This window comes from Glutamicibacter sp. St.4D3, from assembly GCF_059728615.1.
This window is the reverse complement of record NZ_AP039380.1, coordinates 1,853,209-1,869,636: the sequence shown is the minus strand read 5'-3', so window position 1 is coordinate 1,869,636 and position 16,428 is coordinate 1,853,209. Positions and strand designations below refer to the sequence as shown.

The following is a 16,428-nucleotide window of genomic DNA, read 5'->3' as shown; positions in this document are numbered from 1 at the left end:
ATGACCGCCACCCACACCACACCACACGCCACCGCACCGCCGAGCACCACCCTGCTGCGCATCGCCACCGCCGGGTCGGTGGACGACGGCAAGTCCACGCTGGTGGGCCGCCTGCTGCACGATGCGAAGGCGATCCTGGCCGACTCACTGGACGAGCTGGCCCGCACCAGCGCCGAACGCGGCTTCGGCGGCCACACCCCGGCCCTGGATCTGGCATTGCTCACCGACGGGCTGCGCGCCGAACGCGAACAGGGGATCACCATCGACGTGGCCTACCGCTACTTCGCCACCCCACAGCGCTCCTTCATCCTGGCCGACTGCCCGGGCCACGTGCAGTACACCCGCAACACCGTCACCGGCGCCTCCACCGCGGACGCGGCCATCGTGCTGGTCGATGCCCGCCACGGGGTGGTGGAACAAACCCGCCGCCACCTGGGGGTGCTCGGGCTGCTGCAGGTGCCGCAGCTGATCATCGCCGTGAACAAGATGGACCTGGTCGGCTGGGACGAAACCGTGTTCCGCGGCATCAGCGAGCAGGTGGGTGAGCTGGCCGCCGGGCTCGGGGTGGGTACCACCCACCTGATCCCGGTCAGCGCCCTGCACGGGCAGAACATCGTCGAACCGGCCGGGCAGGCGCCCTGGTACACCGGGCCCACCCTGCTGGGGCTGCTCGAAGGGCTGCCGGCCGAAACCGAACACGGCCCGGCCCGGCTGGACGTGCAATACGTCATCCGCCCGCAGGGGGCGCTGGCCCCCGGACTGGACCAGGACGAGTACCGGGACTTCCGCGGCTACGCCGGCACCCTGAGCGGCGGGCAGCTGGCACCCGGGGACCCGGTGCAGATCCTGTCCAACGGCCAGGTGCTCAGCAGCCGCATCCGCCAGCTGCGCACCCCCGCCGGACCGGCCGAACGGGCCGCTGCCGGGGAAGCGGTCATCCTGCTGCTGGAGGACGAGGTGGACATCGCCCGCGGGGACACCATCATCGCCGGCGCACTGCCGGACCCCACCCGGCAGCTGCAGGCCGAGGTGTGCGTGCTCGAGAACCGTCGGCTCAGCGCCGGGGACCGGGTACTGCTCAAGCACGGCACCCGGGTGGCCCCGGCGCGCATCACCGACATCGACTGCGTACTGCAGGTCGCCGACTACACCCGGCATCCGGCCGACACGCTGGGGCTGAACGACCTGGGTCGGATCAATCTGCGCAGCTCCGCCCCGATCGCCCCCGGCGACTACGCCCACTCCCGCGCCGCCGGCTCCCTGCTGCTGATCGACCCGCGGGACGGGGCCACCCTGGCGGCCGGCATCATCCGGCCCCCAGGGGCCGAAACGGATGCGGCACACCACGAGGATCCCGGCCATGTCCCCGCCTAGGCAACCGGTGCCCGCACCTAACGACGGCGCCCGCACCCGCTTCAGCGCCGGCGCCGCCCGGGCCCCGCACCGCATCCGTCGGGTGGGCGGGACGCTGGTGGCGCTGCTGGCCGCGGCCGCGGTCCTCACCGCGTTCCTGCCGGCGCCCCAAGGCGAACGGCGGCAGGCGGCGGGCCCGGCCCAGCAGCTGCGCCTGGGCTACTTCGCCACCATCACCCACGCCCCGGCGCTGATCGCCGAATCCCGGGGACTGCTGGGGCAGGCGCTGCAGCCACATGGCACCGAACTGGTGCCCCAGGTCTTCAGCGCAGGACCGGCCGCCATCGAGGCACTGAACTCCGGGGCGCTGGATGCCGCCTACCTGGGGCCCAGCCCGGCCCTGAACAGCTACCTGTCCAGCGGCGGAAAGTCGCTGCGCATCATTGCCGGGGCCACCGAATCCGGAGCCAGCCTGGTGGTGGACCCCACGATCACCACGGTGCCCGAACTGGCCGGAAGGCAGCTGGCCACCCCGCAGTACGGCGGCACCCAGGACGTGGCGCTGCGCCACTTTCTGGCCGAGCACCAGCTGTCCGACGCGGTGAGCATCACCCCCACCTCCAACGGCACGGTCGCCCAGCTGTTCGCCCGCGGCGCCATCGACGGGGCCTGGCTGCCCGAACCCTACGCCTCACTGCTGGTCGAACGGTACGGGGCCCGCCGATTGGTGGATGAAGCCAGCCTGTGGCCGCAGGGACGCTTCCCCACTACGGTGCTGGTGGCCCGGACCGAATTCATTGACGCCCACCCGCAGACCGTGGCCCGGCTGGCCGAGGCGAACACCGAGGCGATCGCCTGGCTGAACCAGGCCACCACGGACCAGCAGGTCCAGGCGGTGCAGCAGGCCCTGGCCGCGGCCAACGGGGCGAGCCTGCCCCGCAGCGTGATTCGCGCCGCGCTCGCCGAGGTGGATTTCAGCCCGGTCCCGGACGGCAGCAGCTTCACCACCCTGGTGCAGCACGCCGCCGAGGTGGGGCTGGGCCAGCCGGGGGACGTGAGCGGGCTGATCGATCGGCGTTGGGTGCGCCACCAGGAGGAGCCATGAGCGTCCAGCTGCACGAGCTCAGTCTGCGCTACCCGGGTGGGCCGGTGGTGATCGACCGGCTGAGCACCCGGATCGAGGCCGGGGAGTTCGTGGCGGTGCTCGGCGCGTCGGGATGCGGGAAGTCCTCGCTGCTGAACATCATCGCCGGACTGCAGCCACCGACCGCCGGCTGGGTGGAGGTCCCGGCCGACGGGGCCGCGTTCATGTTCCAGGACGCGAACCTGCTGCCCTGGCTGAACGCCGCGCAGAACGTGGAACTGGCGCTGAAGCTGGCCGGGGTGCCGGCGGACCAGCGGGGACAGGACGCGCACCGGCTGCTTGAACTGGTGCAGCTGGGGCACGCCGCGCAGCGCAAACCCCATGAACTCTCCGGCGGCATGCGCCAGCGGGTGGCATTGGCCCGGGCCCTGGCCCAGCAGCGCCAGGTGCTGTTGATGGATGAGCCCTTCGCCGCGCTGGATGCCATCACCCGGGACCTGCTGCATGAACAGCTGCGCGCCCTGTGGCACAGCTCGGCCAAGACCATCATCTTCGTCACCCACAACGTGCGCGAGGCGATCCGGCTGGCCGGTCGGATCCTGGTGCTCTCCTCCCACCCGGGGCGGATCCTGGAAACCCGGCAGGTCAGCGACGCGCTGCGCAACAACGCGGTCCGGGCCGCCGACCTGGCGGACGAACTCACCGCGATCCTCAGAAAGGAGCAGGCCAAAAATGAGCATTCTCGCACCCCGGCTTGAACGGGGCCTGGCACCCGCCGCCCGGCGCCGCCCGCCGGCGGTGCCCTCCCGGATTGATGCGGTTGTTGCCCCGCTGCTGGTGGTGGTCGTGGCGCTGAGCCTCTGGCAGATCCTGGCCTGGGTTTCCCCGCTGCGCGATGACCTGTTCCCGGCCCCGGCCGACGTCGCGGCCCGGCTGCCGGCCGTGCTGGCGGACGGGACGCTGGTGGCTGCGGTGGGCACCAGCCTCTGGCGCGCCGCCAGCGGGTTTGTGCTGGCCGTGCTGGTCGCCACCCCCATGGCCCTGCTGCTGGGACGCCAGCCGCTGCTGCGCAAAGGCATCGGCCCACTGGTCTCCGCCCTGCAGGTGCTGCCCTCCATCGCCTGGGTGCCGGCGGCGATCATCCTGTTCGGGCTCAGCGACGCCACGATCTACACGGTGCTGCTGCTCGGGGCGATTCCCTCCATCATCAACGGGCTGCTGGGCGGGATGGACCTGATGCCCCCGGCGTACCGGGCCCTGTCCCAGGTGCTGGGCGCAAACCGGCTGCAGCACCTGTGGCATGTGGAGCTGCCCGCCGCCCTGCCCGGCTATGTGTCCGGGCTGCGCCAGGGGTGGGCCTTCGCCTGGCGCTCGTTGATGGCCGCGGAACTGATCGCGGTCGGCGGCGCGCTGGCCCCCGGGGTCGGCTCCCTGCTGCAGCGTGGACGGGACCTGGCCGATTTGCCCCTGGTGATCTTGGTCATAGTGGTCATCCTGCTGGTCGGGGTGCTCATTGAACTGGCCTGCTTTGCCCCGGTGGAACGCAAACTCCTGCGGGACCGGGGAATGAGACGAACTGGAGAAAACAATGGATAAAGGAAGCATTACCCTCATCGGCGGCGGCCCGGGAGACCCGGAGCTGATCACCGTGGCCGGGTACAAGGCATTGATGCGAGCGGACGTGGTCCTGGCGGACCGGCTCGGTCCCACGGCGCTGCTGGACGAGTTGGAAGATCACGTGCAGGTCATTGACGTGGGAAAGGCCCCGGGAAGCCACCTGGCCACCCAGGACGAAATCAACCAATGCCTAGTCAGCCAGGCCCGGCAGGGGAAGAACGTGGTGCGCCTGAAGGGCGGAGACCCGTACGTGCTCGGCCGCGGGGGAGAAGAGGCCGCCTACGCGGCCGCCCACGGGTTTACCGTGCGGGTGATTCCCGGCATCACCAGCGCCGTGGCGGTGCCGGCCGCCGCCGGCATCCCGGTCACCCACCGCGGGCTGGCCACCGGGTTCAGCGTGGTCACCGGCCACCAGGAGCTTGGCGATGTGCCGTTGCGCACGGACCACACCCTGGTGATCCTGATGGGCGTGGGCCGCCTGGCCGCCACAGTGCAGACGTTAACTGGGCGTGGGCTGGGAACTAACACTCCGATTGCCATAATTGAGCGAGGTTACTCACAGACGCAACGCACAACTATCGGTACCCTAGAAGAGATCGTAGTGCGCGCCCAACAAGCCGCAGTAACGAATCCGGCCGTCATTGTGATTGGTGACGTGGTTCGACTGGCCCCCGATGCTGCAGTGCAGCTGGCTGAGCTTCAGCCGCTGACCCACACCGATACTGCTGTGCCGGCCCTATTCGTTGACTAAGAAAGTAGAAGTTGTTTGATGAGTGAACTTAGCATTCCAGAGCACCTGACCAACCGACCCCTGCGCGTGGCCATCGTCGGCGCCGGACCGGCCGGGATCTACGCGGCCGACATGCTGGCCAAAAGCGAAGCAGTCTCCTCCGGCGCCCTGCAGCTGAAAGTCGACCTCTTCGACGAGCTGCCCACCCCGTTCGGCCTGATCCGCTATGGGGTGTCCCCGGACCACCCGCGCATCAAGGGCATCATCACCGCCCTGCACAAGGTGCTGCACAACGACTGGATCGACTTCTACGGCAACGTGGGCCTGGGGCGGGACATCACCCTGGATGAACTCAAGGCCCGCTACGACGCGGTGATCATCGCCACCGGCGCCCAGAAGGACGCCGACCTGAACATCCCAGGCGTGGACCTGGAAGGCTCCTTCGGCGGCGCCGACTTCGTCTCCTGGTACGACGCCCACCCGGACACCGACCGCACCTGGGACCTGTCGGCCAAGGAAGTGGCCGTCATCGGCAACGGCAACGTGGCCCTGGACGTGGCACGCATCCTGTCCAAGCACGCCGACCAGCTGCTGGAAACCGAAATCCCGGAGCACATCTACGAGCAGCTGAACAACTCGGCCGTCACCGACGTGCACATCTTCGGCCGCCGCGGTCCGGCGCAGGTGAAGTTCACCCCGCTGGAGCTGCGCGAACTGTCGCACTCCAAGGATGTGGACATCGTCCTGTACCCGGAGGACTTCGAGTTCGACGCCGCCTCCGATGAAGCGATGAAGACCAACAACCAGACCAAGACCATGGTCTCCACGCTGACCAACTGGCTGATCGAGCAGGAAGAACGCGAAGAGGCCCCCAGCGCCTCGCGTCGCCTGCACCTGCACTTCCTGCAGTCCCCGGTCGAGATCGTCGGCGAGGACGGCAAGGTTGCCGGGCTGAAGATGGAACGCAATGAACTGGACGGGACCGGCAACGTGCGCGGCACCGGAGAGTTCACCGAATACCCCGTCCAGGCGGTCTACCGCGCGGTGGGCTACTTCGGTTCGGCCGTGGACGGCATCGAATACGATGGCGCTGCCGGCGTGCTGCCCAACGAAGGCGGCCGCGTCCTGGACGCCCACGGCCAGCATGTGCCGGGCCTGTACGCCACTGGCTGGATCAAGCGTGGTCCGGTGGGCCTGATCGGCCACACCAAGGGCGACGCCCTGGAGACCATCAACCACCTGCTCACCGACCTGGACCAGCTGGCCCAGCCGAGCCAGGACGCACCGATCACTCAGCTGCTGGAGGAACGCGGCGTCGACTTCGCCACCTGGGAAGGCTGGCTGGCCCTGGACCAGCAGGAGAAGCAGCTGGGCAGCGAGGCCGGAACCGTGCCGACCCGCTTCGGCGAGGTTACCCGTGACCGCGTCAAGGTAGTTTCCCGCGAAGAGATGCTGGAGCATGCCCGGGCAAAAAAATTTGCTGAGAGCCTGTAAGCACTACCCCAGGCTCTAGAACCGGCCCCCGCGCCGCGACAGGAACCCCCTGTCGCGGCGCGGGGGCCGTTCTGCAACCGGCAGCCCATTTCGAGGTGACAAGGCGGTTTTGGAGTGCACCGGTATCGGGGGTCACTGCTTCTTTTCCCAAAGGTCGCTAGACTGAGGCCATGGCTAATGAACAGAGGAAAAAGGCACGGAAGGAAGCGAACCTTGCTGCCGATCTTGAGATGATTTGGCAGGAAGAGTCACCCGAAACCGCGGCGAGCACGAAGTTTGCCGATCAGGTCGACGGGGAACTGGGGACCCGCCCCTCCAAGAACGGCAAGGATTCCTAGATAACCGTTGCGGCGTGCGTATCTTCGCGAACGCCGGAAAACTGCGACCGACACGAGCCAGTCAGGAGCCGCCACCGGGTCCTTGCGGGCTCAACCATGTCCCAAGCGCGGTGCCTCAGAAAGCCAGATCATTCCCTTAGGCGGCCTGGCCGGGCCTCGCAACCCGGCCGGCAGCCGGTTCAACCTCACTTAGGTCGCAGGTTCGGATGGCCCAAGGATCACCAGCTGGGCAGGGGCTCTGTTTATGAAAATATAGAGGTCCACCGCGCCGACGACGCCGGCACCGAAGGATCCCGGGTTGCAAGGACCACCCACACTTGCGCTCTCGGCAACCAGAAAGGCGGGGTCGGAAGACCCACGACTATCTTCCACCTGGCCCGTTCTGGCATGCTCTGCGGGCTGCATGTGCTCGTGCTGGACGACGCCCCTCCGAGCAACCTCACGGCCGTAGCTGCCGCCGAACCAGTAACCGAGAACCAAAGACGCCCTTGCCCATGACCGGAGAAGCCCCGGAAGACGTTCGCCTACCGGACCGCGCGCGTTGCCATGACCTAAACAGGTTGACAGCACGGGGCAGCGTATCAACCTAACGCTGCCCCGTCCTCGACTCTTCAGCGAAGGGCTCTCTGGCTCCAATACGCCTTCGCCGGAAGCTCTGAGCATTCGGCAATGGAGCACAGAGGTAAGGTGAGGGACATATTCGGAAACCAGGAGACGCGCCCTTCGCTAAAGAGGGCGGGAAATGGTCTCTACCTCGTGTAAGGAGACCCGAATGAAGGAAAACCTATCTAGTCATATTCGTGGCTTTGGTCTCTCCTTCATCAGTTCGCTCGGAACTGTCGTCTTGGCTACGCTCTCTTCGCTCCTTGGATATAACTCAAATTCACTCTCCGACAGCATCTCAACGCTAGTGGTATTCTTCGCCGTTTCCAGCGTCTTCGCTGCACTGATAGCTTCTGTCGTCTCGACGGGACTGTTCGTGCTGGGGAGCCGAAAGGGGCGAGTTTCCGGAGGAATTATTGCATCCGTCGCGGGCGTGCTGCTTCTGGGCTTCGTCTTTGCTCTCCTCACGCAGCAGATTCCAGACTATGACGTGACGCTGCTCCTGATCATTGGATGCTGCCTTGGATCACTCACCGGCCCAATTAGTTTCATCGTCGCCCTCCAGCCCCAGCCTGCCCGTGAAAACAGCCTGGATCGGCACTCCTCCTAGAACGTTTTCGCCAAGCGACTACCAGCCCACCCAATGACCTGCTGATTTGGCATTGACCCTCGCGATCAGACTTTTTTGTGCCGGGGGCGATCACCAATAACAAGTTCTGGTCCAAAGCAAGGATGATAGAAACGAAGTTCTCTCAAGTGCTGATGCTTGTCCCATACGACGGTCGTCGTTCACCGGGGCACCGGCTCTACTGATGTGGGTTGCTAGAGGTCTCTATGCTCGCGGCCAAGATGCGCGTCGCGTATACCCCGCCCGCGAGAATGCCCAATGAAGGTGCCTCATACGGACGCCAAAAACGATCGTTTTAAGACCGTCTTGCCTGGCACTCACTATTTCGAGTGACACGCCGCAGAAAGGCGGCCCGAAACCTGTGCCCGAAACCAGCACCAACCGAAACTATCTAAGGATCGTTTTCAGGTGACTTGGTAAAATGAAGTGGGTCATTTTCTTGGAAGGAGTCCGGCCGTGACCGAGAAGTTTGATATTGAGGAACGCTGGCCAGAACTGTTTGCGCAGCTCGATGCTAACCAACGCAATGCCGTTCGGCAGTCACTGGCCGCAGCCTGGCATGAGGGATGGGTCCCGAACCGCGAGGACGTCGAGAACTTGACCGACGAGGCCCGCGGTGCGATCGACCAGACGGAGTATCTGCGGCGTGTCGACGCAGCGGCTGAGCGTCACCGGTCCGGTACGCACACAGTGGCCAAGTGACCGAGTCTGATACCTGGAAGTCGTATTTCTATCCTCCGCCGGATCATGCGCCGATGCGGAATCTGCTACATTTGGGCGCGCAGCTGAGGTATGCGCTCTGCCACCGCGGCTAGATGCTCCTGGCATTCGGCCGGTTCGTCAATGATTTTCGGTGGAGGCCGCTGTCGGTGAGAGGCCTCGGACGGCGGTAAGTAAGGGCGCAGTGAATCGGCGGGCACGGCGTTGCCCCATTCGGACATCACCAGCAGCAGGTCGCAGGGCCGCTGGGAGGTGGCACGGATGGTTGATGTTGCACGGGATCGGGGTGGCGGTTCGGCTACTCATTTTCAATCCTGCCCCGGGTCTTGCGGCCAGCCCCCACCCAGACGATATGCTGAAGGTACCAAGGGAAGAACAATGGCGTTCTCCTTGGTTTTTCCTTGCCCGCGGTACACCGCGGCCTCACGAGCTGGTGTGCCGAGGCTCACTGTCAATAGCTGGCCCGCCCGTGGAACAAGCCGCGCGCCGGACGGAAACCGCCTCAGCCGGCGCGCGCGAGCAGTGGCTCGAGCTGCCCCGCCAATGCCAGCAGATCAGCATCCTGGTGGGCGCTACCCTGCACCGTCATCCCCACCGGCAGTCCGTGCGAGCCCCGGCCGGCGGACAGGGTCACCGACGGCACGCCCAGTATCGTGCCCGGCCCGACATTCCGGGTCATCAGTGGGAACAGGGCAGTCGGCTGGCCGCAGTGGTCCACCACATGGTCCTCGCCCACCCGCTGGGGAAGCGCAGGCATGGTGGGGAAGAACAGGGCGTCGAGGCGTTGGTGCTCCATGAGCCGGGCATACCGCTCTCGCGCCGCTGCCATGGCGAGCCTGGCCTGCTGATAGGAGCGTTGGTCCACCGGCTCGCTGGCATAGCTGTCCAGGATGCCGCGCACGTCGGGGGAGGCCGCCCGGTGAACCACCTCGGCCCACGCCCGGGTTGGGCTCAGGTCCTCGGCCGCCGCCAGGCAGGCGCTAAGCAGCCGCGGAGCCTCCCACCCCACCAGGTCCCACTGCGCCCGGTCGGTCAGGGCAATGATCGGGGACAGGTCCACATCAACGAACTGCACATGGGGTTCCAGGGACTTTAGCGCCCGGCGCAGCACCCGGGCCACGTCGGGATCGAGGTCCCGGTGGAAAGCGGCGGGCAGTCCCAGGCGCGCACGCGCGACCGGGGCAGGTGCCGGCGGGGTGTTGCTGATCCAGTTGTCCAGCAGGCCCACCTCGGCCACGGTGGGGGTGTGCACGCCAATGGTGTCGCGGGAGGTGGACAGCCCGATGATCCCGTCAATGGGCCAACGTCCGGTGCTGGGACGAAACCCGACCACCCCGCAGGAGGAGGCCGGGATGGAAATTGAGCCGCCGGTGTCCGTACCCAGGGAAATGCGCACGGTTCCGGCGGCCACGGCCGCGGCGCTGCCGCCACTGGATCCGCCCGCGGTGCGCTGCCGATCATAAGGGTTGCGCACCGGCCCGTAGACGGCGTTGTTGCTGGTGATCCCGAACGCCAGCTCATGCATGTTCGTCAGGCCGTGCACCCGACCGCCATGCTGGCGCAGGATGGAAACCACCAGTGCATCGGCCGGAGCCCGGTACCCGCCATAGACGGGACTGGCCGCGTTCGTCGGAAGGCCCTGCACCTGGATATTGGCCTTGACGGCAAAGTTAAACTCGCCCTCACCCGCGATGGGGGCATTGTCGTGCGGTGGACCGGCGTCGGTGTCCGGCAGATCCTCCAGATGCGTCCAGATCCCGTCCTGCCCGTGATGGTCCGTCATTGACTTTCCTGGTCCCTTCGAACAATGCGCGGCGCGGTGCTCCCATCCGTGCCGATCACCCCGAGCCTAGGGCAGAAGCCGCTCACCGGCCAGCGTTCAGGGCAGCAGGGGCCGTGTTGGCCGAGGATGTGCCGAAGCATGCGGTCAGGGTGGCATGACGTGGTGGACAAATCCGGGTAAAGTGGAAGACGTACGACGTTGATCCGGCCATCACCGGGGAGTCCTTGGAAGAACAGCCCGGTTCCGGGCCTAGTAGAACCGAGCGGGACCAGCCCGTGACAGCTGAAGACAAGCGGTTTGTCCGCCGGCCCCCACGCGGTGCCGGATGGGGGAACAAGCGGGGTGGTACCGCGGCCACAGGTCGTCCTCGCAGTGGATGTTTCCGAACCTACGCTTGTAAGGATGGCCGCCTACGATGAGCTTCTACCCGAAGGTCACTACCGATCCCTCCGGTTCCACCCCGGCATCTCCGCGCTTCCCCGAGATCGAAAAACGAGTCCTCGAGTACTGGAAGCGGGACAACACCTTCCAGGCCTCCATTGACCAGCGCGAAGACAACGAATTCGTCTTCTACGACGGCCCGCCGTTCGCCAACGGCCTGCCGCACTACGGCCACCTGCTCACCGGCTACGTCAAGGACCTGGTCGCCCGCTACCAGACCCAGCGCGGACACCGTGTGGAACGCCGTTTCGGCTGGGACACCCACGGGCTGCCGGCCGAGCTGGAGGCCATGAAGCAGCTGGGGATGGCCGATAAGAAGCACATCCTGGAGATGGGCATCGACAAGTTCAACGACGCCTGCCGCAGCTCGGTGATGAAGTACGCCGACGAGTGGGAGGAGTACGTCACCCGCCAGGCGCGCTGGGTCGACTTTGAAAACGACTACAAGACCCTGAACGTCGAATACATGGAATCGGTGATCTGGGCGTTCAAGCAGCTCTCCGACAAGGGGCTGACCTACCAGGGCTTCCGCGTGCTGCCGTACTGCTGGAAGGACGAGACCCCGCTGTCCAACCACGAACTGCGCATGGACGACGACGTCTACAAGAACGTCCAGGACCAGACCGTGACCGTCACCTTCCCAATCCTTGAGGGCGAGCTGCCGGTCTCCCGCCACCTGGTCGGCGTGCAGGCCCTGGCCTGGACCACCACCCCCTGGACCCTGCCCACCAACGAGGCGCTGGCCGTGCACCCGGACGTGGAATACGTGGTCGTGCCCGCCGGGGAAGCCGGTGTGAAGGCCTCGGCCGCCAGCGGCAGCTTCCTGCTGGCCCGCGACCTGCTCGGCTCCTACGCCAAGGACCTGGGCTACGCCGACGCCAAGCAGGCCGCAGCCGCCATCACCGCCAGCTACCAGGGCCGCGAACTGGCCGGGCTGCGCTACGAACCGCTGTGGGACACCTACACCGACACCGAGAAGTACGGCACCGAAAACGCCTGGCAGATCGTCACCGCCGACTACGTGACCACCTCGGACGGCACCGGCCTGGTGCACCAGGCCCCGGCCTACGGCGAAGATGACCAAAAGGTCTGCGAGGAAAACGGGATCCCGGTGATCCTCTCGGTCGATGAGGGCGCCAAGTTCCTGCCGGTGTTCGCCGGCGGGCCGCTGAACGACATCGTCGGGGTGCAGGTCTTTGACGCGAACAAGACCATCACCAATGTCCTCAAGGACGACGCCCGACTGGTCAAGCAGGCCTCCTACGAGCACTCCTACCCGCACTGCTGGCGCTGCCGCCACCCGCTGATCTACCGTGCGATCTCCTCCTGGTATGTTGAGGTCACCCAGATCAAGGACCGGATGCTGGAGCTGAACGAGCAGATCAACTGGATCCCGGAGAACGTCAAGCACGGCCAGTTCGGCAAGTGGCTGGAAAACGCCCGCGACTGGTCGATCTCCCGCAACCGCTTCTGGGGATCCCCGATCCCGGTGTGGGAGTGCGACGGGGTGGAGTGCACGCACCGCGAGGTGTTCGGCTCCCTGCAGGAGCTGAAGGACTTCTTCGGCCGGCTGCCGGTGAGCCATGAGGGCGAGCCGGACCTGCACCGCCCCTTCATCGACGAGCTGACCAAGGCCCACGCGGGCTGCGCGGCCGGGGGCACGCTGCGCCGCGTCGAGGACGTGCTGGACGTCTGGTTCGACTCCGGTTCAATGCCCTACGCCCAGGTGCACTACCCGTTTGAGAACCGTGAATGGTTCGACACCGGCCACCACCCGGCGGACTTCATCGTGGAGTACATCGGGCAGACCCGCGGCTGGTTCTACACCCTGCACATCCTGTCCACCGCCCTGTTCGACCGCCCGGCGTTCACCAACGTGATCTCCCACGGCATTGTGCTCGGCTCCGACGGGCAGAAGATGAGCAAGTCGCTGCGCAACTACCCGGATGTCACCGAGGTGCTGGACCGCGACGGCTCGGATGCGATGCGCTGGTTCCTGATGGCCAGCCCGATCCTGCGCGGCGGCAACCTGGTGGTCACCGAGCAGGGCATCCGCGAAGGGGTGCGCCAGGTGCTGCTGCCGCTGTGGAACGTGTGGCACTTCTTCAACCTGTACACCAACGCGGCGAACAACGGCGCCGGGTACGAGGCGAAGATCTCCCACGATTCCCCGGACCCGCTGGACCAGTACATGATCGCCGCCACCGGCCAGCTGGTGCGCGAGGTGACCACCGCGTTGGATGAGTACGAGGTCTCCGACGCCACCGACGCGGTGCGCCAGTACATGGACACCTTGACCAACTGGTATGTGCGCCGCTCCCGCCAGCGCTTCTTCGACGAGGACACCCACGCCTTTGACACGCTGTACACGGCGCTGGAGACCCTGGTGAAGGTCGCCGCCCCGCTGCTGCCGCTGGCCTGCGAGGAAATCTACCGCGGGCTGACCGGGCAGCGTTCGGTGCACCTGACCGACTGGCCGGACGCCGAGCAGTTCCCGGCCGATGCCGCGCTGCTGGAAACCATGGACACCACCCGCAAGATCTGCTCGGTCGGCTCCTCGCTGCGCAAGGCCAAGAACCTGCGTGTGCGCCTGCCGCTGGCCGAACTGAAGGTCGTGCTCAGTGACGCCGCCCGCCTGGAAGGCACCTACGCCTCGATCATCAAGGATGAACTGAACCTGAAGCAGGTCACCCTGATCGACGCGGCCGGGGTGGACGCGGCCAGCTACGGGATCAGCCAGCAGCTGGTGGTCAACGCGCGCGCCGCCGGCCCGCGCCTGGGCAAGAACGTGCAGCAGGCCATCAAGGGCGCCAAGTCCGGCGACTGGTCCGTGGCCGACGGCGTGGTCACCGCCGGCGGGCTGGAGCTGGTGGAGGGTGAGTACACCCTGGACACCGTGGTGAACGCGGAGGCGGACATCGCCGCAGCGGTCATCGATGGCGGCTTCCTGGTGCTGGACACCGAGGTCACCGAGGAGCTGGCCGCCGAGGGCATCGCCCGCGACATGGTCCGCAGCATCCAGGCCGCCCGCAAGGACGCGGATCTGCAGGTCTCGGACCGGATCCGCACCACCATCAGCGCGAACGAAACCGTGATTGCGGCCCTGGAGGCGAACCGGGAACTGATCAGCGGCGAGACGCTGACCGTTGACCTGGTCCTGCAGGCCAACGGTGCCGCCAAGGAACCCCAGGTGAAGGTCGAGGTCAGCGCGTGAGCGAACTGGAACGGGTGTACGCCGAACTGCTGGCGCGCGCCCCGGAGAACAAGATTGAGCCGCGCATGGCCCCGATGTTCCGGGCCATGGAGGTGCTGGGCGAGCCGAACAAGGCCTGCCCGGTCATCCACATCACCGGCACCAACGGCAAGACCTCCACGGCGCGGATGATCGAGTCGCTGCTGCGCGCGCATGACCTGCGCACCGGGCGCTACTCCTCCCCGCACCTGGTCTCGGTCACCGAGCGGATCAGCATCGACGGGGAACCGGTCGATGATGAGACCTTCGTGCGGATCTGGGACGAGATTGCCCCCTACCTGGACCTGGTGGACTCGGAGCTGCAGGCCAACGGGGAAAACCGGCTGACCTACTTTGAGGCCGTGACGATCCTGGGATTTGCGATCTTCGCCGACGCCCCGGTGGACGTGCTGGTGCTGGAGGTAGGCCTGGGCGGCATCACCGATGCCACCAATGTCGCCGACGGCGACGTCTCGGTGATCACCCCGATCTCCCTGGACCACACCGACCTGCTGGGCGACACCACCGAGCTGATCGCCGAGGAGAAGGTGGGGATCCTCAAGCCCGGCGGCTACCTGGTCACCGCGGTGCAGCCGGTCGACGCGGCCGATGTGCTGCTGCGCCAGGCCCGGGAGCTTGAGGTGCCGTTCGCCTTTGAGACCCTGGACTTCAAGCTGCTGGAGCGCAAGGTCGCCGTGGGCGGTCAGATGCTGGACATCCAGGGCCAGGCCGCGCGCTACGACGAGCTGTTCCTCCCACTTTACGGTGCCCACCAGGCGCAGAACGCCACCGTCGCGCTGGCCGCGGTGGAGGCCTTCCTGGGTGGGGGAGCCAAGGAGCTGAACGTGGAACTCATCCGCCAGGGCTTCGCCGAGGTGACCAGCCCCGGACGCCTGGAGATCGTGCGCACCGCGCCGACCGTGCTGGTGGACGCCGGGCACAACCCGGACGGGGTCCAGGCAGCGGCCACCGCGGTGAAGGAATCCTTCGGGTTCAGCCGCCTGGTGCTGATGGTCGGGATCCTGCAGGAGAAGGACCCCGCCGGGATGCTCTACCAGATGCGCGAGGAATACGGGGAACTGGTTGAGGATCTGTGCCTGACCCAGTCCTCCTCCCCGCGGGCCATCCCCGCCGGGGAACTGGCGAACCTGGCCCTGGAGGCCGGCTGGCCCGAAGAGGACCTGCACGTGACCGAGGACCTGGAAGACGCCATCGAATGGTGCGTGGGCCGGGCCGAGGCCGGCAACGACCTGGCCGGCGGCGTGCTGGTCACCGGGTCGATTACGCTGGTTGGCGAGATTTCACTGTTGTTGAAGGGACGTGAGTAGCACTCATGGCACGTCTGACCAAGGCCCAGCGCGAATGGCGCCCGGGCATGCGCAAGAAGCCGCGCTCGCTGAAAATCATGTTGGCCTCCTCGGTGCTGTCCCTGGAGGCGTTCGTGGCGCTGTTCTTCACCCTGGCCACCCTGGGGCTGAAGCGCTCTGAGGTTGCCCCGGGGCTCATCTTGGGCGGGGGAGCGGTGATGATCGCGCTGTGCATCATCACCTGCGCCTTCCTGCGCAAGCCGTTCGGAATCGTCATGGGCTGGATCATCCAGCTGATGTTCATCCTGTGCGGTTTCGTGCTGGCCGACATGTTCTACATCGGCGCCGCGTTCGCCGCCTGCTGGTGGTATGCCCTGTACAAGGGTGGGCAGATGGACGTGGAGAACAAGCGCCGGGAAGCCGAGCAGGCCGAATGGGAACGCAACAACCCACCGGTAGAATCCTAGGTAAGTATCAATTTCGTCGAAGACAAGAGGTATTTACATGTCTGACCGCACCCTGATCCTGGTCAAGCCCGATGGCGTCAAGCGTGGGCTGACCGGACAGATCCTGGCCCGCATCGAAGCCAAGGGCTACACCATCGCCAAGCTGCAGCAGCTGCAGGCCACCCGCGAGATGCTGGCCGCGCACTACGCCGAGCACGAGGGCAAGCCGTTCTACGAGCCGCTGGTGGAGTTCATGCTCTCCGGGCCGGTCGTGGCGATCGTGGCCGAGGGCCACGGTGTGATCCCGGGCTTCCGTTCGCTGGCCGGCGCCACCGACCCGACCACCGCCGCCCCGGGCACCATCCGCGGCGACTTCGGCCGCGACTGGGGCGTGAAGGTGCAGCAGAACCTGGTGCACGGCTCGGACTCGCCCGAATCCGCCGAGCGTGAGATCAGCATCTGGTTCGGCAACTAGCCGTCACGGACTAACTCGGCGAAGCTCCGCCGTCGATCACGCCCGGGTGCTGCCTCCCATTGGAGGCAGCACCCGGGCGTTTTGCGTTCCCGCGCCGCTCACGCCGGCAAGGGCCCGTCCCGGATACAAACAAGCCCCAGGAGCCCACGGCGCATGCCGCAGCCCCTGGGGCTTGAT

General features: G+C 66.5%; 13 protein-coding genes and 1 pseudogene. 13 read left to right on the top strand and 1 reads right to left on the bottom strand.

The window, feature by feature from the left end; all coding sequences use genetic code 11:
* From AC6I21_RS08590 to AC6I21_RS08550, 9 genes and pseudogenes are all read left to right on the top strand, one after another.
* Positions 1 to 1,374, top strand: coding sequence for a sulfate adenylyltransferase subunit 1 (locus tag AC6I21_RS08590; RefSeq protein ID WP_497762200.1), 1,374 nt, complete (start codon positions 1 to 3; stop codon positions 1,372 to 1,374).
* Positions 1,361 to 2,458 (top strand): ABC transporter substrate-binding protein, encoded by a 1,098-nt coding sequence (locus AC6I21_RS08585; protein ID WP_497762199.1) that lies wholly within the window; start codon positions 1,361 to 1,363, stop codon positions 2,456 to 2,458. Before AC6I21_RS08590 ends, AC6I21_RS08585 begins: the two co-directional genes overlap by 14 nt.
* Positions 2,455 to 3,195: an ABC transporter ATP-binding protein gene (locus tag AC6I21_RS08580; RefSeq protein WP_497762198.1), complete on the top strand. Its 741-nt coding sequence runs from the start codon at positions 2,455 to 2,457 to the stop codon at positions 3,193 to 3,195. The genes AC6I21_RS08585 and AC6I21_RS08580 overlap by 4 nt, the downstream gene beginning before the upstream one ends.
* Complete coding sequence (locus AC6I21_RS08575) at positions 3,170 to 4,033, top strand: ABC transporter permease (protein WP_497762197.1); 864 nt, start codon at positions 3,170 to 3,172, stop codon at positions 4,031 to 4,033. The genes AC6I21_RS08580 and AC6I21_RS08575 overlap by 26 nt, the downstream gene beginning before the upstream one ends.
* A gap of 1 nt (position 4,034) precedes the next feature.
* Positions 4,035 to 4,805, top strand: a pseudogene (cobA, locus tag AC6I21_RS08570) (uroporphyrinogen-III C-methyltransferase); the annotation flags it as partial.
* A gap of 18 nt (positions 4,806 to 4,823) precedes the next feature.
* Positions 4,824 to 6,278, top strand: a complete 1,455-nt coding sequence (locus AC6I21_RS08565; RefSeq protein ID WP_138177688.1) for an FAD-dependent oxidoreductase — start codon at positions 4,824 to 4,826, stop codon at positions 6,276 to 6,278.
* Between the two features lie 170 nt (positions 6,279 to 6,448).
* Positions 6,449 to 6,616 (top strand): hypothetical protein, encoded by a 168-nt coding sequence (locus tag AC6I21_RS08560; RefSeq protein ID WP_171021251.1) that lies wholly within the window; start codon positions 6,449 to 6,451, stop codon positions 6,614 to 6,616.
* Between the two features lie 772 nt (positions 6,617 to 7,388).
* Positions 7,389 to 7,829, top strand: coding sequence for a hypothetical protein (locus AC6I21_RS08555; RefSeq protein ID WP_497762196.1), 441 nt, complete (start codon positions 7,389 to 7,391; stop codon positions 7,827 to 7,829).
* Between the two features lie 474 nt (positions 7,830 to 8,303).
* Positions 8,304 to 8,549, top strand: coding sequence for an antitoxin VbhA family protein (locus AC6I21_RS08550; protein ID WP_446754430.1), 246 nt, complete (start codon positions 8,304 to 8,306; stop codon positions 8,547 to 8,549).
* A 520-nt stretch (positions 8,550 to 9,069) separates the two neighbouring features.
* On the opposite strand, the gene AC6I21_RS08545 is transcribed toward AC6I21_RS08550, so the two are convergent.
* Entirely contained in the window at positions 9,070 to 10,350 is a 1,281-nt protein-coding gene (locus AC6I21_RS08545) for an amidase family protein (protein ID WP_497762195.1), read from the bottom strand.
* Positions 10,351 to 10,765: 415 nt separating this feature from the next.
* On the opposite strand from AC6I21_RS08545, the gene ileS reads away from it, so the two are divergent.
* The 4 genes from ileS to ndk are packed head-to-tail and all read left to right on the top strand — an operon-like array spanning position 10,766 to position 16,251.
* On the top strand, positions 10,766 to 14,005 hold the full coding sequence (gene ileS, locus AC6I21_RS08540) for an isoleucine--tRNA ligase (protein WP_497762194.1): 3,240 nt from the start codon (positions 10,766 to 10,768) through the stop codon (positions 14,003 to 14,005).
* Positions 14,002 to 15,351, top strand: coding sequence for a bifunctional folylpolyglutamate synthase/dihydrofolate synthase (locus AC6I21_RS08535; RefSeq protein ID WP_497762193.1), 1,350 nt, complete (start codon positions 14,002 to 14,004; stop codon positions 15,349 to 15,351). The genes ileS and AC6I21_RS08535 overlap by 4 nt, the downstream gene beginning before the upstream one ends.
* Positions 15,352 to 15,356: 5 nt before the next feature.
* The gene (locus AC6I21_RS08530) at positions 15,357 to 15,797 is read left to right on the top strand and encodes a DUF4233 domain-containing protein (protein WP_138926323.1); all 441 of its coding nucleotides are present in this window, start codon (positions 15,357 to 15,359) and stop codon (positions 15,795 to 15,797) included.
* 37 nt (positions 15,798 to 15,834) lie between these two features.
* Complete coding sequence (gene ndk / locus AC6I21_RS08525; protein ID WP_138926322.1) at positions 15,835 to 16,251, top strand: nucleoside-diphosphate kinase; 417 nt, start codon at positions 15,835 to 15,837, stop codon at positions 16,249 to 16,251.
* Positions 16,252 to 16,428 lie beyond the last annotated feature (177 nt).

Excerpts from the sequence above, each read along its gene's own strand:
- AC6I21_RS08590 (WP_497762200.1), top strand. The coding sequence starts at position 1 with ATGACCGCCACCCACACCACACCACACGCCACCGCACCGCCGAGCACC.
- AC6I21_RS08585 (WP_497762199.1), top strand. The coding sequence starts at position 1,361 with ATGTCCCCGCCTAGGCAACCGGTGCCCGCACCTAACGACGGCGCCCGC.
- AC6I21_RS08580 (WP_497762198.1), top strand. The coding sequence starts at position 2,455 with ATGAGCGTCCAGCTGCACGAGCTCAGTCTGCGCTACCCGGGTGGGCCG.
- AC6I21_RS08575 (WP_497762197.1), top strand. The coding sequence starts at position 3,170 with ATGAGCATTCTCGCACCCCGGCTTGAACGGGGCCTGGCACCCGCCGCC.
- AC6I21_RS08565 (WP_138177688.1), top strand. The coding sequence starts at position 4,824 with ATGAGTGAACTTAGCATTCCAGAGCACCTGACCAACCGACCCCTGCGC.
- AC6I21_RS08560 (WP_171021251.1), top strand. The coding sequence starts at position 6,449 with ATGGCTAATGAACAGAGGAAAAAGGCACGGAAGGAAGCGAACCTTGCT.
- AC6I21_RS08555 (WP_497762196.1), top strand. The coding sequence starts at position 7,389 with ATGAAGGAAAACCTATCTAGTCATATTCGTGGCTTTGGTCTCTCCTTC.
- AC6I21_RS08545 (WP_497762195.1), bottom strand. The coding sequence starts at position 10,350 with ATGACGGACCATCACGGGCAGGACGGGATCTGGACGCATCTGGAGGAT.
- ileS (WP_497762194.1), top strand. The coding sequence starts at position 10,766 with ATGAGCTTCTACCCGAAGGTCACTACCGATCCCTCCGGTTCCACCCCG.
- AC6I21_RS08530 (WP_138926323.1), top strand. The coding sequence starts at position 15,357 with ATGGCACGTCTGACCAAGGCCCAGCGCGAATGGCGCCCGGGCATGCGC.
- ndk (WP_138926322.1), top strand. The coding sequence starts at position 15,835 with ATGTCTGACCGCACCCTGATCCTGGTCAAGCCCGATGGCGTCAAGCGT.